This is a genomic window from Desulforamulus profundi (genome assembly GCF_002607855.1).
This window is the reverse complement of sequence record NZ_AWQQ01000047.1, coordinates 61504-80848: the sequence shown is the minus strand read 5'-3', so window position 1 is coordinate 80848 and position 19345 is coordinate 61504. Positions and strand designations below refer to the sequence as shown.

15 protein-coding genes, 1 tRNA gene and 6 pseudogenes are annotated in these 19345 nt (G+C 50.6%); 15 read left to right on the top strand and 7 right to left on the bottom strand.

From position 1 onward, the window contains the following. Positions 1-41 precede the first annotated feature (41 nt). Positions 42-1040, top strand: a complete 999-nt coding sequence (locus P378_RS07900) for a tyrosine-type recombinase/integrase (protein ID WP_338013863.1) — start codon at positions 42-44, stop codon at positions 1038-1040. A gap of 29 nt (positions 1041-1069) precedes the next feature. Beyond that, positions 1070-1516: a site-specific integrase gene (locus P378_RS23495; protein WP_338013862.1), complete on the top strand. Its 447-nt coding sequence runs from the start codon at positions 1070-1072 to the stop codon at positions 1514-1516. A 170-nt stretch (positions 1517-1686) separates the two neighbouring features. Here the strand turns inward: P378_RS23495 and P378_RS07895 are convergent. Then, positions 1687-1772: transfer RNA gene (locus tag P378_RS07895), tRNA-Leu, on the bottom strand. 566 nt (positions 1773-2338) lie between these two features. On the opposite strand from P378_RS07895, the gene P378_RS07890 reads away from it, so the two are divergent. The 5 genes from P378_RS07890 to P378_RS07875 all read left to right on the top strand — a co-directional run bounded on the left by P378_RS07890 (position 2339) and on the right by P378_RS07875 (position 4798). Next, entirely contained in the window at positions 2339-2938 is a 600-nt protein-coding gene (locus P378_RS07890; protein ID WP_099082859.1) for a sigma-70 family RNA polymerase sigma factor, read from the top strand. Positions 2939-2952: 14 nt separating this feature from the next. Further along, positions 2953-3729 carry an anti-sigma factor family protein gene (locus P378_RS07885; protein ID WP_238473016.1) on the top strand — a complete coding sequence of 259 codons (777 nt, stop codon included), beginning with the start codon at positions 2953-2955 and terminating at the stop codon, positions 3727-3729. 119 nt (positions 3730-3848) lie between these two features. After that, positions 3849-4025: a hypothetical protein gene (locus P378_RS24060; protein WP_238473015.1), complete on the top strand. Its 177-nt coding sequence runs from the start codon at positions 3849-3851 to the stop codon at positions 4023-4025. Between the two features lie 195 nt (positions 4026-4220). Next, positions 4221-4445, top strand: coding sequence for a NifU family protein (locus P378_RS07880; RefSeq protein ID WP_099082858.1), 225 nt, complete (start codon positions 4221-4223; stop codon positions 4443-4445). A gap of 128 nt (positions 4446-4573) precedes the next feature. After that, positions 4574-4798, top strand: a complete 225-nt coding sequence (locus P378_RS07875) for a NifU family protein (RefSeq protein ID WP_180261020.1) — start codon at positions 4574-4576, stop codon at positions 4796-4798. Positions 4799-4811: 13 nt separating this feature from the next. Here the strand turns inward: P378_RS07875 and P378_RS07870 are convergent, their stop codons facing one another. From P378_RS07870 to P378_RS24485, 5 genes and pseudogenes are all read right to left on the bottom strand, one after another. After that, positions 4812-5711: a selenium metabolism-associated LysR family transcriptional regulator gene (locus P378_RS07870; RefSeq protein ID WP_099082857.1), complete on the bottom strand. Its 900-nt coding sequence runs from the start codon at positions 5709-5711 to the stop codon at positions 4812-4814. Between the two features lie 66 nt (positions 5712-5777). Continuing rightward, on the bottom strand, positions 5778-6539 hold the full coding sequence (locus tag P378_RS07865) for an N-acetylmuramoyl-L-alanine amidase family protein (RefSeq protein ID WP_099082856.1): 762 nt from the start codon (positions 6537-6539) through the stop codon (positions 5778-5780). Positions 6540-6576: 37 nt separating this feature from the next. After that, positions 6577-7391 (bottom strand): annotated as a pseudogene (locus P378_RS07860) (carbon-nitrogen hydrolase family protein). A 27-nt stretch (positions 7392-7418) separates the two neighbouring features. After that, the gene (locus P378_RS24490; protein WP_476588325.1) at positions 7419-8027 is read right to left on the bottom strand and encodes a GGDEF domain-containing protein; all 609 of its coding nucleotides are present in this window, start codon (positions 8025-8027) and stop codon (positions 7419-7421) included. 72 nt (positions 8028-8099) lie between these two features. Next, positions 8100-8824, bottom strand: a pseudogene (locus tag P378_RS24485) (MASE3 domain-containing protein); the annotation flags it as partial. Between the two features lie 594 nt (positions 8825-9418). Between P378_RS24485 and P378_RS07850 the strand changes: the two are divergent. The 4 genes and pseudogenes from P378_RS07850 (at position 9419) to P378_RS07835 (ending at position 15146) form a co-directional block, all read left to right on the top strand. Beyond that, positions 9419-10585 (top strand): iron-containing alcohol dehydrogenase, encoded by a 1167-nt coding sequence (locus P378_RS07850; protein WP_099082855.1) that lies wholly within the window; start codon positions 9419-9421, stop codon positions 10583-10585. Between the two features lie 174 nt (positions 10586-10759). Then, positions 10760-11925, top strand: a pseudogene (locus P378_RS07845) (iron-containing alcohol dehydrogenase). Positions 11926-11939: 14 nt separating this feature from the next. Next, positions 11940-13614: pseudogene (locus P378_RS07840) on the top strand (GAF domain-containing sensor histidine kinase). Then, positions 13615-15146 (top strand): annotated as a pseudogene (locus P378_RS07835) (sigma-54-dependent transcriptional regulator). Positions 15147-15206: 60 nt separating this feature from the next. On the opposite strand, the gene P378_RS07830 reads toward P378_RS07835, so the two are convergent. Next, on the bottom strand, positions 15207-15458 hold the full coding sequence (locus P378_RS07830) for a MoaD/ThiS family protein (RefSeq protein ID WP_238473014.1): 252 nt from the start codon (positions 15456-15458) through the stop codon (positions 15207-15209). Positions 15459-15782: 324 nt separating this feature from the next. Between P378_RS07830 and P378_RS07825 the strand changes: the two are divergent. The 4 genes and pseudogenes from P378_RS07825 to P378_RS07810 all read left to right on the top strand — a co-directional run bounded on the left by P378_RS07825 (position 15783) and on the right by P378_RS07810 (position 19345). Further along, positions 15783-17512, top strand: a pseudogene (locus tag P378_RS07825) (aldehyde ferredoxin oxidoreductase family protein). A gap of 49 nt (positions 17513-17561) precedes the next feature. Continuing rightward, positions 17562-17798, top strand: coding sequence for a MoaD/ThiS family protein (locus P378_RS07820; RefSeq protein ID WP_099082854.1), 237 nt, complete (start codon positions 17562-17564; stop codon positions 17796-17798). Between the two features lie 93 nt (positions 17799-17891). After that, on the top strand, positions 17892-18590 hold the full coding sequence (locus P378_RS07815; RefSeq protein ID WP_099082853.1) for an ABC transporter permease: 699 nt from the start codon (positions 17892-17894) through the stop codon (positions 18588-18590). Next, positions 18590-19345: an ABC transporter ATP-binding protein gene (locus P378_RS07810; protein ID WP_099082852.1), complete on the top strand. Its 756-nt coding sequence runs from the start codon at positions 18590-18592 to the stop codon at positions 19343-19345. Before P378_RS07815 ends, P378_RS07810 begins: the two co-directional genes overlap by 1 nt.

The window sequence follows — 19345 nt, the reverse complement described above, 5'->3', positions numbered from 1 at the left end:
GTGAATATGGACTGTTACTGATTTAAAGGAGGCAAGAATTCATGGTAACAGGACACCTGCGAGAAAAAAACGGCTATTTCCAGATGATCCTCACCTACAAGGATATGAACGGAAAGCGCCAAACCAAGTCTGTCAGCACGGGACTTCCCGTCAAGGGGAATAAAAAGCGCGCCGAAGCGATGCTCTGGAAAACCAGGCAAGAGTTTAATCCCGACACGGCGATGAGCGACAAAAACGCTTTGTTTGCAGACTTCCTGAACAAATGGCTGCAGGCTGTTATAAACAGAGTGGACGCCGACACTTACGCCCTTTATGCGTATGATGCCAAAACCTTCATCATCCCTTACTTTAAGGATACCGCCGTTACGGTGGCGAAAATAAAGCCGGGGGACATCGAAGGCTACTATCAGTATGAGAGAACAGAAAATCGCGCATTGAATACCGCCCTGCTCCAATATCACGAGGTCATCAAGGAAGCCTTGGCCTATGCCGTGGAGCTTGAATTGATCCGGGACAATCCGGCCGACAAGGTAAACCCGATCTCCGGCGAGGTGCGGATACTGTTCACCGACTTCCTGCTGGAATGGCTGGAGATGATCAAACACAATGTGGAAATGACCACCTACGCCTCTTACGCTATGTGCATCAAGAGCCGCGTCATTCCTTACTTTGAGGAGTTCAAGCTTACGTTGAAGGACGTGACGCCGAAGCACATTCAGGACTATTATCAGTACGAGCTGAACGAGAAAGGCGTAAGCGCCTGCACGGTGATCCACCGCCACGCCAACATTCGCAAGGCTTTGCAGTATGCGTTCAAGGTGGGCCTGATCGCCTTTAACCCCGCCGACCGGATCGAGCGGCCCAAAACCGCAAAATTCGTGGGCAGCATTTACGATGCCAACGAATTGGAAGCCTTGTTCGCCGTCGTGAAAAACAAGCCGATAGAGCTGGCCGTTATCCTGGGCGCGTTTTACGGCTTGCGCCGCAGTGAAATCGTGGGGCTGAAATGGGACGCCATTGACTTCAAAAAAAGACGCTGACCATCAAGCACACCGTAACCGAGGTAAGGGTGGACGGAAAAGCCATCATCGTGGAAAAGGACCGCGCCAAAACCAAGTCGAGCCACCGCACCCTGCCGCTGGTAGAGCCCTTTGAAAAGCTTCTCCGGCGGATGAAGGCGGAGCAGGAGCGCAATCAAAAAGTATGCGGGAAAGACTATTGCTGGGAATATCTTGGCTACATTTACGTGAACGAACTGGGAGAGCGGGTCAAGCCGGGCTATATCACCCAGAATTTCGCGCTCACGCTGAAAAACCACGGCCTCAAAAAAATCCGTTTCCACGACCTGCGGCATAGCTGCGCTAGCCTGTTGTACGCCAACGGAGTCAGCTTGAAAGAGATCCAGGAGTGGTTGGGACACAGCGATATTTCCACCACCTCCAACATCTACACCCACCTGGATTTTAGTTCCAAGGTCGCTTCTGCCAACGCCATCATCGGCGTATATCCCTCCTGACATCCCTCCAAATCGGGCGGAATGCCAGGTGGAAAGGGCGATGAGAGCATTGCCAATATGCGCTAAAACGTGTCATGTGACGGTATGACGGGCGGCAAACAAAAGGTGCCGCCAGAAAAGAAAAAAGCCCTCAAATCCGCTTGTATCGCGGCTTTAAGAGCGATTGTTTCTGGTGCCGATGGCCGGAGTCGAACCGGCATGGAGGTTATCCAACGGTTTTTGAGACCGCCGCGTCTGCCAATTCCGCCACATCGGCAAGTTTATTTCAATTTCCCTCTCCATAATCCGCCTTTGGAATTTGGAGGGATATGGTGGAGGGATATGAAAAACCATGAAGGCTATTCGATTGTCAAGAACCCAGCAGCCACGCGGGTTTGGGAGCCGCCGGCCGGTCGAAAAGGGGCTTTCGCGCAGTAGATTTTGAGTCCGGTGCGTCTGCCAGTTCCGCCACTTCGGCTTAAAATAATTGCTTGTTTATTATACGAAAATGGAGCCAAAGTTTCAAGTGCTAAATAAAGTTTTTTAGCATTCCACAGGTAGAAAATAATTGAAAAAAATAAATTTTTTTGTTACAAAAAGTTGATGCCGTAAGTCATATATATATAGTTATTTGTTTTTTCCAAGTGTAGTATTCTTGGCTTGGCGAGGGCAGCGAATACCATACATGGTTTTTTTAGCTAAAGGATTTATCAAAGGGAATGTAGAAGATTCACTCAGCAGAGTACTTTGAGGTTTTTTGACCAACTAACTGGAAACATTATGCTGGTTTTTTAATATTCTGGAAGAAATGCAAACCCTGTGGTGGAGAAGGAGGGGGGACCCTTGCCCCTGGAAGATCAGTTGTTAGTGGAGCGCAGTAAAAAAGGCGATCGGGATGCCTTTGAACATCTTGTTCGATTATATGAAAATAAGGTTTATACCATTGCTTACAGATTAATGGGAAATCATGCGGATGCAGCAGACCTGGCCCAAGAATCTTTTATTAAGATCTACCAGGCACTGCCAAATTTCCGGGGTGACTCCAGTTTTAGTACATGGATTTATCACATTACCGTCAATGTCTGCCGTGACGAATTGCGGAAGAGGCAGAGAAGACCAACGGTTTCACTGGATGAACCTGCGGGCGACGGGAACAACAGTACATATGAAATCCGCAGCACGGCTCCCGGCCCGGAAGAAATGTTGGACCGCAGTGAAACCCAGGCCATGATTCAGCACTGCCTCAATAATTTGTCGGAGGATTACCGGACAATCCTGGTCATGCGAGAGATTCAAGAACTGGCTTACGAAGAAATTGCTGAAATACTGGGCTGTTCCTTAGGAACTGTAAAATCCCGTCTCAGCCGGGCCAGACAGGCGTTAAAGGAGAAAATCAGCAAGCAAATGGAACTTTTATCCCCCTGCAAACGTCTAGCAAAGTAAAGGAGGGATGTTCCGTGCGTTGCCAGGATGCTTTAGAAATGCTGTCACCTTACCTGGACGGGGTACTTACTCCCGCTGAGCGGGAGGCAGTGCGTGTTCACTTAGCCTGCTGCCCCAATTGCAGTGCTGAGCTGGAAGAACTCAGGGCTTCGCTTCGCCTGCTGCAGGAACTTCCTGAACTGACCCCGCCAGCCGGTTTCAGGGCTGGGGTAATGGAAAAAATTGATCAACAGGCTGCTCCCCAACAGGCGCCTCAACATAAAAGCTGGTTGAACCGGGTCACCGGTGTGGCCAGGAGCACATGGTACCGTACGGCTGCAGTGGCGGCTGTTATGGCCATGACGCTAGGACTGACTGCTCTGTGGGAGAAAGAGGGCAACCAGTTTCTTCCTGTAGACACTAAACCCAATGATGCGGTTGTAGCGGTTCAGGAACCAAAGCAGCCCGGAAATGATCAGCCGGCTCCCAAGGATGATGTGTCCGCACCTGTCCAGGAACCGGGTACCTCCACCGCTAAACCGGATACCGTTTCTCCGGATGACGGCGCCAGGTCGGATGCAGCTTCGGGCAAGCCCAATGCAACTGTCGCAGTACCAAACCACCACGATAAGCAGGGAGAAGGGTTTGTACCCCAGCCCAGTGAAGGCATGGTTGCCGGCAGCGCCGTCCTGAAGTTGGATGTTGAGAATTTGGAATCAGCTTTGAAGTCGGTGGGTACCATTGTCCAAAATAAAGGGGGAGCTGTTTACCAGCCTACGCCGGTTCGGAGGAAACCGGCACCATCGGCATAAAAATTTCCCGCAGCAGCTATCATTCCGTTATTGGTTCCTTACAAAACTTAGGTACTGTTATCACCTATTTACCCAACGAAAAGGATTTAAGTGCCCAGCACAAGGAAGCCACGGAAAAAATGCAGCAACTACAGTCGAGACAGGCAGAACTAGAGGAGAAGCTGACCGAGGGAGCGAACCCCGAACTGCAGAGTCGGTTGCTGGAAGTGAAGGCTTCCCTGGAAGAAAAAATAACTGCCATAAAGCAATTAGAGGATCGCAGCAGTTACTGCCTTGTTACTATAACCTTGATGTAAAGACTTCATAAACAGCAAGAAACCGGAGCACTTGGATGCGCTGGTTTCTTGTTGTTTATGAAGTTTCTTTATGTATTACATTTTAATTAATTAACCAAATATTTCTTGTAATGCTGTATAAAAATAGTTAAAATTATTTTGTGACATGACGATAGTAAGTAGAACCAGCAGTGATCATAAAAAGGAGGCTGTGCCATGAAAGAGAAAGTAAAAGAAGTATTGGAGCAAGTCCGGCCTTTTCTGCAAAGGGACGGTGGCGATGTTGAATTTGTGGATTGCGATGAAAACGGTGTAGTGAAAGTACGGCTGAGAGGTGCTTGCGGCAGCTGCCCCGGAGCCCTTTATACATTAAAAAATGGTATCGAGCGTACATTAAAACAACAGATTCCTGAAGTTAAAGAAGTTGTACGGGTGGATTAATAAATAAAACCACAGTCCTTTCAGGGTCTGTGGTTTATTCCTTTCACCGGGGCACGCTAAATCTGTACTAAAGTACAGCGGTTCTGGAGATATTTAGGTTATACAGCAGCAAGGGGGTGAAAAGAAAAATGCGTGATAAGGTTCAAGAGGCTTTAGAAAAGGTCCGCCCGTTTCTGCAAAGGGACGGTGGCGATGTTGAACTGGTGGATGTTAATGAGGCCACCGGCGTTGTCAAAGTAAAACTAAAAGGGGCCTGCGGTGGCTGACCCGGCGCTACTTATACCCTGAAAAACGGGATTGAGCGGTCGCTCAAGCAGGCTGTTCCTGAAGTTAAAGAAGTTGTACAGGCATAATCAAATCCCCCTGCTAGGCAGGGGGATTTTGCTTGAGGGCAAACTGAATAAAGGCTTCCACCATGGGGCTTTTGTTTTTGCGACCGGGATAAACCAGATACAAATCCCGCTGCATGGACAAGTCCTTTACTTTTACCGTTATAATTTTTCCCAGGGCCTGTTCTTTTAATACGGCCCAGCGGGAGACAACCGAAACGCCGGCGCCGGCTTCCACGGCTGTCACCACGGCACCGGTACTTCCCAGTTCCAAAGCAATGTTTAGTTTATCCGGTGTAAGGCCACCCCGGGCCAAGTGGGATTCCACCACCGACCTGGTCCCGGAACCCGTTTCACGCCATACCAGGGGCTCCCGGGCCAGTTGATCCAGGGAAATTTCAGGGTAATTGGCAAAGGGATGTTCCGGGGGAACAATGACCACCAACTCGTCTGAAAAAAACTTAACTCCCTCAATGCGCTTGTTGTTGGGCAGCATGCCCACAGCACCCAGGTGAGCGGATTCTTCCAGCAGCTTGCGAATGGCTTCTTTGGAGTCTCCGATATGCAATACCGTTTGCACGTCCGGGTACTCTTTTTTAAAGGTCCCGATGATCGGCGGCAAAATATAATGACCGGGAATGGTGCTGGCCCAGATAATCATACGGCCCCGAATTTCACCGGACATCTGCCGGATATCTCTTTCCGCCCGGTTCATGAGGTCCACAATTTCCCTGGCATGGCGGTAGAATACCTCCCCGGCGGGGGTGAGACTCACACCGCGGCCCTTTCGTTCCACCAGGGCGGTTCCAAAATGCGACTCCAGTACACTCAACTGTTTACTGATCGCCGGTTGGGTGATGTGAATATCCTGGGCGGCCAGGGATAAGTTCTTCTTCTCGGCCACAGCAATAAAAGTTTGCAGTGTTGCTAAATTCATTTTCAATCACCAGGCCTATTATAGCATTTAAAAGAATCTGTTTACCAGGACAATCTGAATTTTATGTCACCTGGATACCGATCCATCGTTTTTGATCCGGTCAAGGATCCGGTTGAGTACAGTGGCGAATTCACCCCAGGTAACCGGGGCATCGGCTGGATGATCATTGGCCAGTAAACCCGCTTCCTTCAGTTTCTGGATTTCCTGCTGGGGATCCCAAACCGGCGGTGGGGTTGGAGTGGGTTCAGGCGCCGGTGTCGGCTTCGGTGCCGGAGATGCCGGGGGCAATCTCAGACCCTCCACCAGCCCCCTGGTGATCCCGTCACACAGCCCTTTGATAAATTCGTCATCCTTTAACAATGCCGCATCCTTAGCTGTATCGATAAAAAGAATTTCAAGTAACGCCGCAGGCATATTGGTTTCTCTTAACACGGCAAAATTGGCTGCTTTTTTGCCCCTGTCAACCACACCGTAATTTTTCAGGAAGGCGGCGATGTTATTATGAATAATGGTCCGGATGGAAGAGGTGCTGGGGGCCAACGGCCCGTTGTAAACAAAACTTTCAAATCCTGTCCCGCTGCCTGCATTTACATGAATGGAGAGAAAATAATCCGCTCCCAGGTTGTTGGCAAAGTTTACCCTGGCATCCGCAGAGAGATACGTATCGTCGTCCCGGGTTAATCTGACGGTGACATCGTAGAATCCCAACCTCTTGGCCACCTTGCGGGCCACCATTAAGGTGATCTCCTTTTCCAGTAAACCATTGCCCACGGCGCCCGGGTCTCGCCCGCCGTGGCCGGGGTCTAAGACAACCAGCTTTTTAGCCATGCTGTACCTCCTACCCATCGCTTCTTAAAGCTCATTCCTAGTAAACAGTTTCCCGACGGTGTTTCAACAGTGGCAACTGCTGCCTGATGCGAAACAGGCGCTCCAGGTCGATCTCCGCCATCAGGATAGCGGGTTTTTCGTCCGCTTGGACCAGCACGTCGCCCCAGGGGGTTGTTACCATGGAGTGACCGTAGGCCACATAATCAGCCTTTTCCTCCCTGGCCGGCGACACGGCAGCCACATAGATTTGATTGTCCAGGCCCGGGCCCGCATGGTCAGTTCCCAGTGAGCAGGGCCGGTGGTCATATTAAAGGCAGCGGGCAAAACCAGGAGATGGATACCCTGCAAAGCCATGGAGCGGGTTAATTCAGGAAACCGTATGTCGTAACAAACAGCCAGGCCAACCCGGCAAAAGGGGGTATCAAAAACGGTGACAGTATCCCCGGGTGACAGGGTATCGGATTCTTTAAATGTAATCTCTCCCGGGATGTCGATATCAAACAGATGTATTTTACGGTGGCGGGTCAACAGGTTGCCGTCGGGTCCAAACACGAAGGATGTGTTGTAGAGGTTCCCGTCCTCTTTTTCCGGAATGGAACCGCCTACCAGGTAAATGGAATGTTGCCGGGCCAGGTCGGCAAGGGTGTTGATTGTTTCTCCGCCGGGAAACTCCTCGGCATATACAGGGAAGTATTCGTTGCCGTAGGGGCAGTTAAACATTTCCGGCAGGGCTACCAACCGGCAGCCCTTGCCGGCGGTCTCCTTTACGGCCTTACGGGCATTGTGAAGATTGGCGGCCTTATCGGCACTTACCGGGAGTTGGCAGAGACCTATCTTAAAGTTAGCGGACATAAGGATTACCTCACTCTACAATTTTTTTCAGCATAGCACAGGACGTTCTCCGGAGTCTATGAAATAACCCCTACTCAACTCTATTTTTCCCTTTTTCTTTGGCCAGATAAAGGGCTTCATCCGCCCGGGCCAACAGTTCTTTCTCCTTACGACCGTCCTTTGGCCACTCGGCGATGCCCATTGAAACAGTAAAGGACGGATCAGCAATTTTGGCCAGATGGATCCTGACCTTTTCCCCCGCCACTCTGGCGCCTTCCCTGGGGGTATTGGGCAGCAAAAGCATAAACTCATCCCCGCCGAAGCGGGCCACCGAGTCCGCAGGCGCAGCACTTCCCGGGCTGCTCTGACAAATGTCTTCAGGCATTCGTCCCCCACGGCGTGGCCGTAGGTGTCATTGATCTTTTTAAAGGAGTCAAAATCAATGGCCATAACGCAGTGGACCGCCTGTTCTGGAGCATTCCCCACCACGGCCTTGAACCGGTTGGAAAATTCCAGGCGGTTAATGGCCCCGGTAAGATAATCGTGGGTGGCTGCCTGGGCCAGTTTTTTGTTGGCTTCCTCTAAATCCCGGGTGCGTTCACGGACCTTTTCTTCTAAAATGATATTTGCTTTGGCCAGTTCTTCTCTTGCTGCCACCAATGCCAGGTACGGGCGTTTTACATTATTTAAAAATATGGCCACGTAGATAAGGACATAGGATGCGAAACGAAACAAATGACCCAACAAATTGGTGGTATCATATACACTTTGGTAGGAAGTAAAACATAATTCACTAAAAACCGAGATCAAAAGCGTGCTGATAATCAACTGCAGGTAGCCGTCCATGTGCTTTTTATACAACCTGAGATAGCCGATGAGAGCCGCCAGCAAAACAGCAATGATCAGATACTCCAGCAGCACTTTGGCCTGTGTAAGGCCCTGACCCTTAACATACATAGCCGGGTAAAGGCCGGGATCCCAGGACACGGTGGCCAAAACAAACCCCACCAGTGCCAGCGTGGCCGCCAGCAGGTGATAGCGAAAGCGCCCAATAAAGCAAAATTCTCTCTTATACAAAAAAACACTGACCAGGAAGGTGACAGCCATGATCAGCCTGCCGAAGAAGTGGTAGAGCGTAGCTTTGTTGGCGCAGGCCTTGGAAAAAATATTGGGCATCCCTTCATAGGAGTAAAAGTGAAACAAATCGATAAAACCACTGCCAGCAGCCCCAGCCCAATAAAGTAACTGTAATAAGAGCAATTATTTAAATAGGAGTACCAGGTTACCGTAAAAGTACACAAGGCCACAAAAACACAAAAGAACTCTAGGATGGTATGAATGGGAAGAAAAAGCTCCGGGGAATATATAGTATCTAATCCTAAAAAGTTTACTGCGATAATTAAGGAACTGCAGACGATCGTCACCAACAATATTTTTAATCTCAGGTTGGCCATGCGAAGCTTTTGCAGGGTGTGCTCTGGCAAGCCCATTTAGGTCACCTCTCTTTCTGTGTTTGTTCCATAATATGTAAACCAAAGTGAAGTGTGAGTAGCTAAACATAAAAGGAGCCTGGCAGTTAGCACCAGACTCCTTTTGTATGCGGTTTAAAGTTTACTTCCCCCCCGGTATATTCCTGGGCGCGAGGGGTGTTCGTGGTGACAGAGCCACATCCCAGAAGGGCAAGAGAAAGGCCAAGGGTTAACAGCAGGGATTTAATCAATCCAACATCACATCCAGGTACTTTTGATCACCTATTCGCTGTCTGGGCCATTAGTCCTGCCGGGGAAAAAATTTGTTCAAGCTTAGAGCACTGTTCCGATTTGGTACGCACCCCTTGTCCTGATAATGCACATTATTGAATCCTGAACAGTCAAGAGCTGTTTTCATCGAACGGTCTTTCTCATCCGACCCTTAATTTACAGTATAGTAAGAAAATTTACTAAATACTGAATCATTTGGCATGGTCTTTGCTTTAATAAATTGGCAAGTAAACAAGGGGGAAATTCCCCCGCAATAAAAATAATTCTAATCTAAGGAGGAGTTCTTTCATGGCACTGGGTGAACAAGTTTACGGTTATTTTATTCCCACAGTTAACCTCATGGGCGTAGGCGCTCACAAGGAGATCCCCAATCAGGTGAAGACCCTTGGCGGCAGCAACGTTCTGATTGTTACCGACGCTTTCCTGGGACGTCCCGGCGGTATGGCCGACGACATCAAAGCCATGCTGGAAGCCGAAGGCATTAAGGTTACCGTTTTCGCCGGCGCTGAGCCGAACCCCACCGATATTAACGTGCATGACGGTTTAAAAATCTATCAGGATTGCGGCGCTGACATGATTCTCTCCCTGGGCGGCGGCAGCTCCCACGACTGTGCCAAAGGGATTGGCATGGTAGCCACCAACGGCGGTCACATCCGTGACTTTGAAGGCATCAACAAGAGCACCAAGCCGATGCCCCCGTTCATTGCCGTAAACACCACCGCCGGTACCGCTTCCGAAATGACCCGTTTCTGCATCATTACCAACACCAGCAATAAAGTGAAAATGGCCATTGTAGACTGGCGCTGCACTCCCAACGTAGCCATCAACGACCCGCTGTTAATGGTTGGTATGCCCCCGGCTCTCACCGCTGCCACCGGTATGGATGCCCTGACCCACGCCGTTGAGGCCTATGTGTCCACCATTGCCACTCCGGTTACCGATTCCGCCGCTTTAATGGCCATCAAATTGATCTCTCAAAACCTGCGTCAAGCCGTTGCCAACGGCCAGAACATGGAAGCCCGTGATAAAATGGCTTATGCCGAGTTCTTAGCCGGTATGGCCTTTAACAACGCATCCCTGGGCTATGTTCACGCCATGGCTCACCAACTGGGCGGCTTCTACAACCTGCCCCACGGCGTCTGCAACGCCATTCTGCTGCCTCACGTTGAAGCCTTCAACCTGATCGCATGCCCCGCACGTTTCGTTGACATTGCCGTGGCCATGGGTGAGAACGTAGAAGGACTGTCTGTTCGTGAAGCTGCCGACAAGGCCCTGGCTGCCATTAAGAAGCTGTCTGCCGATATCGGTATTCCTGCAGGATTAACCGAACTGGGTGTTAAGGAAGAAGACCTGAAGATCATGGCTGAGAATGCTATGAAGGATGCTTGCAGCTTTACCAACCCGAGAGTCGCTACGCTGGAGGATGTCATCGGCATCTTCAAGGCTGCCCTCTAAAAATGCCATCATAAACCCCATAAATATATATTTTGTAGTCACAGGTGGGTGTTCGCCCACCTGTTTTTTCGCGTGTTGCAGGGATGAAAAACTTTTTGCAGAATATTTTTAATCAAAGGCCCCAAGACAGAATTATGAAGCTTTTTAGAATATTCTGGAGGTAAGAAAAAGACCATGCCCAAAAATAATCTGCTGAATATCAGTAAATTTGTTGCCCCCGAGGTGATCTTCGGCCTGGGAGCGCTCAGTCAGGTGGGGGAAAGCGCTGCCCGGCTGGGAATTAAAAAGGCCTTTTTGGTCAGTGACCAGGGGGTCATGGAAGCCGGCTGGGTTGACAAAGCCCTGGCCTTTCTCAAGGAAGTGGGCATTGGTTCTTATGTCTGGTACGGTTTGACCACCAACCCAAAGGATTGTGAAGTGGCAGAGGGCTCCAGCCATTACCTGGCCAGCGGCTGTGACGGGATTGTCGCGGTGGGCGGTGGCAGTCCTATCGATGTAGCCAAAGCCATTGCCATTTTGGCCACCAACGACGGGCAAATCAAGGACTACGAAGGAGTTAACAGAATCTCCTCTCCTTTACCGCCCATGGTCATGGTGTCCAGCACCGGCGGTTCCGGCGCGGAGGTATCCCAGTTTTCCATGATCGTTGAGAAACGCCGGCAGGTCAAAATGGCGATTATTTCAAAATCACTTATTCCCGATATTGCCATTGTGGACCCGTCTTTATTGCAGACCAAGAGCGCGCGGTTGACGGCGGCCACCGGTGTAGATGCCTTAAGCCATGCCATCGAGGCCTATGTTTCCCTGGCTGCCACACCACTGACGGATGTCCATGCACTGGCGTCCATTCGCCTTATCTCCGCCAACCTGAGAGAATCCGTAGCCTGCAGGACCAACCTGGAGGCCAAGTCGGCCATGGCCATGGCCAGCTTGCAGGCAGGTTTGGCCTTTTCCAATGCCATTTTGGGTGCCACCCATGCCATGACACACCAGGTGGACGGCCTGCTGGACCTGCATCATGGTGAGACCAACGGATTTTACTCCCCTATATCATGGAGTTTAACATGATTTCCTGTGGCGAAAAGTTTGCCAATATCGCGGCAGCCATGGGTGTGCAAACCACCGGGCTGGGCAAATGGAAAGCCGCCGAAAAGGGAATCGCCGCGGTACGCAGGCTGTTCAGGGATATTGGCATACCGGAAAGGTTGTCTGAAGTAGGGATGAAAGAGGAACATATTCAAACGCTGAGTTTAAATTCCCTCAAGGACGCCTGTTTGGTAACCAACCCCAGGGATTGCAGCGCCGATGAGCTTGAAGGATTATACAGAAGAGCCCTTTAAAGGGGGAGTGCCTGGTGTTTGACGACAAATTAACCATTATACAAAACTTAACAGGGGTCAACTCTTCCAAACTTAACTATTATCTTGAGGTTCAGCGTTCCAACGAGCAGATCAAAATACAGATCAACCGACTGGAACTGCTGCACCAGTTAATTAAGGATATTAACATTGACATGTCCCTGGCGGACATTGTGGAACGGGTATATAACAAACTTCCCCGGGCCGTGCCCTGTTGTTTTTTAGGACTGGCCCTGGCCAAAGGAGACCGGCTGATCATGACAGCAGCCATACCGGACAACCGGCACCTGGGCCAACCGGTGCCCAGGACATCGGTACTCTGGAAGTCCTATACCAAATGCCAGCGGCTTCTCTACAATTTGAACGGTAAAAGGGAGCTTGTGCGCTCACCGGTTGACGGGCAGGACCCGGTGGAAAGCTGGGGCCTCAAGTCTGCTACCATTGTGCCGCTGCTGGTGAGAAATCAGGTCATCGGTGTATTTGTTGTCGGTGATAACCAGGAATTTACCTACGGCAGTTCCGAACTGGCCTTTATTGAGCAACTGGCGGACCAGCTGGCCATTTGTATTGAAAACGCCAGGTTGTATGAAGAGGTGTCCAAGGGAAAACAAGAATGGGAAGCCACCTTTAAAGCGGTTCCCGACCCTTTTTTTTGATCGATAAAAATTATAATGTGCTCCGTCATAACCATAGAAATAATAAAATCGTTTCTCACATTGATGACAGGGAGGAAACGCCCAAGTGTTACAATGTCCTTTGGAAAAGAAACGCCCCCTGTGAAAACTGCAGCCTGGAGGATGTTCACCGGAACGGCAAAGGAGTTTACCGGCAGATTCAATACGACGGGGCCATTTTTGACGCCTTTTATTACCCGATGATGGATTCCTTCGGAGAGACCTATGCGGTGATTCTTCATGTGAAAGATGTTACCGAGAAGGTAAAAATGGAGGCCCAGTTGGTCCACTCGGCCAAACTGGTGGCCATTGGGGAAATGGCCGCCGGGGTGGCCCACGAGCTGAACAGCCCCATGACGGTGATTATCGGCACGGCTCAAATGATGCAGCGGGACATGGGCAGCGAAGATCCCCGGGCTGAATGGCTGGATGACATTATCAGCTGCGGCATGCGATGTAAAAAATCATTCAGAATTTACTTTCCTTCTCCCGGCAGGGACAATTTTTTTTCGTGGAAACTAATGTCAATGAACAGGTAGAAAAGGTATTAAGCATCATCCATTACCAGATTAACCGCAACAATATTGAAATTGTGAAAAAATTGGACCCAACTGTTCCCGATGTAATGGCCAACGGCCATCAACTGCAGCAAGTTCTCATTAACTTGCTGCTGAATGCCCGGGATGCCCTGGAAGAAACCGAGGGTGAGAAATGCATCACCATATCCACTGGGATTGAGACAGAACAGGATAAAAAATGGGCGATCATTAACGTACAGGATAACGGCTGCGGCATTGAACCGGAGAACCTCAATAAAATATTTAACCCCTTTTATACCAGCAAAGAAGCCAGCAAAGGGACCGGGCTGGGACTTTCGGTCAGTTTGGGCATCGCCCAGTCCCACGGCGGCGCCATTCGGGTAGAAAGCCAGCCGGGTCTGGGGAGTACCTTTCGATTTCTGCTTCCTTTAAAACATGAGACAGGGGGTGAACCGTAAGTGGTCAATGTACCAGGTATCTTAATTATTGACGATGAACAACCTGTAGGAACGTTTTTTACCAGGCTGCTGCGGACCAAAGGCTACCGGATCGGTGTGGCCAGTTCGGGCGCTCAGGCCCATGAACTCATTGCCCGGGAAAATTATGATGTGGCCATGGTGGACCTGAAGCTGCCGGATGCCGATGGCCTGAGCCTGCTGCAGCATATTAAATCGGCACAGCCCCGGTGTGAAGTCATTATCATGACCGGTTACAGCACTACGCGTACCGCGGTGAAGGCCATTCAATTCGGGGCCTTTGATTATATTGAAAAACCCTTTGACGATATCGACCTGGTTGAACAATTAATTGAAAAGGCCATTCTTTTTGGGAAAACCGCAGGGCAATTGGGGAAGAGTTCCTATAGCTGGAGCGAAGTGACGGAGAGGATCGGTTTTCAGGTGGGCAAAACGCCCCAGATGATCAAACTGGTCAATATCGCCGAGCGCATTGCCACCAAGGACATCAACGTCTTGATTCACGGCGAGACTGGCACCGGTAAGGAAGTGCTGGCCAGGTTTATCCATGCCGCCAGTCACCGGGAGGATAAGCCCTTTTTAGCCATTAACTGCGGAGCGCTGCCGGAGAACCTGTTGGAAAGTGAATTGTTTGGACACGAAAGGGGATCCTTCACCGGGGCCAGCGTCCAGCGGAAAGGGATCTTTGAATTAGCCAACAACGGCACGTTGTTTCTGGATGAAATCGGGGAAGCCAGCCTGGCCATTCAGGTAAAACTTCTGAGAGTCCTGGAAACAGGGGAATTTTTAAGGGTCGGTGGCGAAAAACCCGTTAAAACGAATGTACGGATTATTGCCGCCACCAACGTGGATTTGGAGGAAGCGGTCAGTCAAAAAAACTTCCGGGAGGATTTATTTTACCGGTTGGACGTGGTCCGTTTGGAACTGCCGCCCCTCAGGGAAAGGAAAGAAGATATTCCGCAATTTGTGGAACATTTTATTCATAAGTTCTGGGGAAAAAGCGCTGGTCCGGTGCCGATCTTTTCCCCTTCCTGCATGGAGGCCCTGCTGAATTATCACTGGCCCGGCAATATCCGGGAACTGGCCAATGCCGTAGAACAAGCCCTGGCCCTGTGCGATGGCAGCATGGTGCTGCCGGAACACCTGTCAGGAAAAATTAACGGGCAACTCCTGCAGGCCAGCAGGTACGATGCGAAGGACCTGCCTAAGGGAAGCGAGGATTTTCCTCAGGTGTTGTCCTGCCAACCGGAAAATTTAGAGCAGCTGGACGAGGACAGTTTGCTGAATTTATACCGGAGGGTGCAAACCCTTCACAGGGCTTTACACCGCACTATGGGCAAAAAAGGTATTACAACTGTTTTTCCGGTCTCCCTTCAAGAAATGGAAGCGCGCACTATTGAAGAAACGCTGGAATTTTTCAACGGCAATGTCAGTATGAGTGCCGGGCCCTGGGGATTGGCCGCAACACGTTGTATCGTAAGGCCAAGGAATACAACATTAATATAACAGGTTAATAAAAATGAGGGGAGCTACCCCTCATTTTTACTGATCTTTTTTCCCGACGATCCCTAAAATCACCCTGTAGGGGCCGGTGTGCCGGGAGGAAGGATGGCCACCCTGTCACCGGGTTTAATGCAGTGAGACAAACTGCAAACCGCGCCGTTGACCATGATTGCCTCCACATCCTCTTGCTGTATGGTTAACTTATCCAGCAGCTGGTAACCGGTGAGACCGTCCCCCACCTCGTACATTTCCGGAAAGCCAAACCCCTTTTCCTGCATAACCGCCCGGAGTTTGGCAAAGCCCCTTAATTCAATCGCTCCCAATGGCAGACACCTCCTGAACCGAGTCGCTCTAAGGTAAAACATACGCAATTTCTACTCCCATTATATAACGAAAATTCACTCTTTTCCTGTGGTATTTTGACACAGCTGTTTCACTTTAGAACGAAGACATGTACCATTTTGGTTATTTTTTAAGATTCAGAAGCTTTTAATCTTTGGTACATTCTTTGCATTTTATTATGGAATTCAATGATACCTAGTAGAAAGGGGGCAAATACAGACAAATTTTTGAATATAGAAAAAAGCAGGAAAAGTCGAATACGAATCGAAGTATTTAAGTGATTACCAATCAAGGAGGGATATGTTGTGCCAAAATTTTTACGCATTGATATGGGCAAAAAGCAAGTCAAATGGGAAGAATGCCCCGAAAAGTATTTAGGTCTTGGTGGCAGGGCACTGACTTCGCAAATGGTATTGGACGAAGTACCTCCAACTTGTCATCCCCTGGGTGAGTACAACAAACTCGTCATCGCACCCGGTTTATTATCCGGTACCAACGCCCCTTCTTCCGGCCGCCTGTCTGTGGGTGGCAAGAGTCCGTTGACCGGTGGCATCAAGGAATCCAACGCGGGTGGTATTTGCTCCCAGAAACTCGCCAACCTTGACATCAAAGCCGTTATTCTTGAAGGCAAGCCTGCCGACAAGGGCACCTGGATGGTAAAAATCTCTCCCGAAGGCGCAGAATTACTGCCTGCGGACGATCTGGCCATGAAGGGCACCTATGAAGTGACCGCCATCCTGCGCGAGCGCTACGGCAGCAAAGTCGGCGTCATTTGCATCGGCCCCGCCGGTGAAATGATGCTCATGGGTGCCGGTGTAACCAATAACGACAGCGACGGCAACTCCAGCCGTTATGCCGGTCGCGGCGGCCTGGGTGCTGTAATGGGCTCCAAGGGCATCAAGGCCATCGTCGTAGACGCTCCCAAGACCTTTGACGTTCCCGTCAAGGACAAAGAGCGCTTCTCCGCTGCTGCCAAGAAATTTGCCAAGATCCTCATGGATCACCCCGTTACCGGTGAAGGTCTGCCCAACTTTGGCACCAACGTGCTGATGAACATCATCAGCGAAGCCGGCACCCTGCCTGTCCGGAACTTCAGCAACGTTGGACGTTTTGAGAAAGCTAATAACGTTGGCGGCGAAACCTTAGCAGAAGTAGCCAAGGCCCGCGGCGGCAAAGCAACTCACTCTTGTCACCCCGGCTGCGTCATGCGCTGCTCCAACGTATATCCCATGCCCGACGGCAAAGTTTGTGCTCCCATCGAATATGAAACCGCCTGGTGCTTTGGTCCCAACCTGGAAATCAGTGATCTGGATGTTGTTGCCAAACTGAACTACCTCTGCAATGATATCGGTCTGGACACCATCGAAATGGGTGTTGCTCTGGGCGTATTAATGGATGCCGGCGTCATTCCCTTCGGTGACGGTGAAGCAGCCATCAAGACACTGGAAGAAGTGGGCAAGGGAACCCCTGCCGGACGTATCTTGGGCAACGGTTCTGTATTTGTGGGCAAAGCTTACGGCGTAACCAGAGTTCCCGCCGTTAAGGGCCAGGGCTTACCTGCTTACGATCCCAGATCCTGCAAAGGCAACGGTGTTACCTATGCTACATCCCCCATGGGCGGCGACCACACTGCCGGTTATGCTGTAACCGCCAACATTTTGAAGGTGGGCGGCTTTGTAGATCCACTGAAGCCGGAAGCCAGGTAGAACTGTCCAGAAACCTGCAGATCGCTACCGCTGCTGTGGATGCCACCGGTCTGTGCCTGTTTGTAGCCTTTGCCGTACTGGATAATCCCGAAGGCCTGCCCACCATCGTTGAGATGCTCAATGCCCAGTATGGTCTGGAACTGACCACTGACAACGTGGTTGAACTTGGCCAGAGCATCCTGAAGAACGAGCGTGAATTTAACGCCAAGGCCGGCTTCACCAACGCTGATGACCGCCTGCCGGAGTTCTTCTACACCGATAAACTGGCTCCGCACAACACCGTGTTCGACGTTACAGATGAAGAGCTGGATTCTGTATTTAATTTCTAGCCCATAGACAGACTATTTGTAGTATAATGAATTTTGAGGTGACCTGGACATGGTGATTGAGCTGAGGGTATATACAGGCCTGGAAAAATACACGGGAACTCGTTACGGCGAGTTAATCACGTTACAATTGGCTGAGGGAACCACCCTGCGGGATATTTTCAGCAAGTATGGCATTCCGGAGGAGGAAGTATTCAGCGCATTGGTAAACGGCTTGCATAAGCCCTTTGACACTGTTTTACAAGACGGTGACCGGGTTGCCCTTTTTCCGCCGGTTGGCGGCGGTTAAACCGACCAAGGAAGTCAGGGGCAGGGGAAAATTCCCCTGCCCTTGTGCAGAACGTCGTTATGCTTACTAGAACATATTGGTGGTGGTTCGTTCGTGGACGTATTCTGGAATGGGTTTATGATGGCAGTTAAACTTCTTCTGGCCGGGGACAAAGAAATTATCGAAATCGCGTTATTAACGTTAAAGGTTTCCGGTACCGCCACCTTCATTGCTGTTTTAATTGGCGTCCCTATGGGCTTTTTCCTGGCCCTGACTTCCTTTCCCGGTAGAAACCTTCTGGTAAGTGTCGTAAATTACGGCATGGGACTGCCCCCAGTGGTGGTGGGACTGGTGGTATGGCTGCTGCTCAGCCGCTACGGCCCCCTGGGCATGCTGGGACTGCTGTATACGCCCGCAGCCATGATCGTCGCCCAGGGCATCATTGCCTTTCCCATTGTGACAGGCTTTACGCTGGCAGCCTTTCAGCAGCTGCACCCCAAGTTAAAGTTGCAGATTCTGTCCCTGGGAGCCTCCCGGCTGCAGCTTCTCTGGCTGATGGCCAGGGAAGCCCGGATGGGACTGTTGGCGGCGGTGATGGCCGGTTTTGGAGGGGCCGTTTCCGAAGTGGGAGCCTCCATGATGGTAGGTGGCAACCTGGTGGGATCTACCAGGACCCTGACCACCGCCACGGTACTGGCGGTTAATAAAGGCCAGCAGGAACTGGGCATGGCATTAAGTTTGATCCTGCTGTTTGTCGCTTTTACCATTACAGTGATCCTGACAACGGCCCAGCAGCGGGGGAGGTGTCCATAGTGGTTATTTTAGAAGCAAGGGATATTAAGTTTATCAAAAATAACAGAACGATCCTGGATATTGATGCGTTCGCTTTACGGCAAGGCGAAGTGACGGCCCTGATTGGTGTCAACGGGGCGGGGAAAACCTCTTTGATGCAAATCCTGGCCCTGCTGCAACAGCCAACCTCCGGGCAGGTACTGTTTCAAGGGGAGCCGGCCGGTAAGCACAACCTCCTGCAATTGCGGAAAAGAATGGCCTTTGTTTTTCAACAGCCCCTTTTACTGGACATGACAGTAAGACAAAATATTGAAACCGGCCTTCGATTACGGAAAGTTGCCAGTCATTTAATCAATCAGCGAGTGCAATTATGGTTGGAAAGGCTGGGGATTCAGCACCTGGCTGACGGCCCTGTTCGTTTCCTGTCCGGCGGGGAGGCCCAGCGGGTCAGTATTGCCCGGGCCCTGGCCCTGGAGCCGGAGGTTCTGTTTTTGGATGAACCATTCACGGGCCTCGATAGCCCCACCCGGGGACAACTGCTGTTGGACATGGCCAAACTGCTGCATGGGACCAAAATTGCAACGCTGTTTGTTACCCATGATTATGCAGAGATCCCTTATCTGGCTCACCGGCTGTCCGTGCTGGACCAGGGCCGAATTATCCAAACCGGCACGCCCCAGGAAATCTACCAGCGTCCCAAAAACCAGGCCGTACTAAAACTGCTCCAGTGGATACCCATGAGAGGTGAGATGCGGGAAGCAAAGGGGGCATTCTAG

Coding starts and splice junctions, on each gene's coding strand:
- P378_RS07820 (WP_099082854.1), top strand. CDS start 17,562: ATGGTGATTGAGCTGAGGGTATATACAGGCCTGGAAAAATACACGGGA.
- P378_RS07865 (WP_099082856.1), bottom strand. CDS start 6,539: ATGGCTAAAAAGCTGGTTGTCTTAGACCCCGGCCACGGCGGGCGAGAC.
- P378_RS07900 (WP_338013863.1), top strand. CDS start 42: ATGGTAACAGGACACCTGCGAGAAAAAAACGGCTATTTCCAGATGATC.
- P378_RS07870 (WP_099082857.1), bottom strand. CDS start 5,711: ATGAATTTAGCAACACTGCAAACTTTTATTGCTGTGGCCGAGAAGAAG.
- P378_RS07880 (WP_099082858.1), top strand. CDS start 4,221: ATGAAAGAGAAAGTAAAAGAAGTATTGGAGCAAGTCCGGCCTTTTCTG.
- P378_RS07850 (WP_099082855.1), top strand. CDS start 9,419: ATGGCACTGGGTGAACAAGTTTACGGTTATTTTATTCCCACAGTTAAC.
- P378_RS24060 (WP_238473015.1), top strand. CDS start 3,849: ATGCAGCAACTACAGTCGAGACAGGCAGAACTAGAGGAGAAGCTGACC.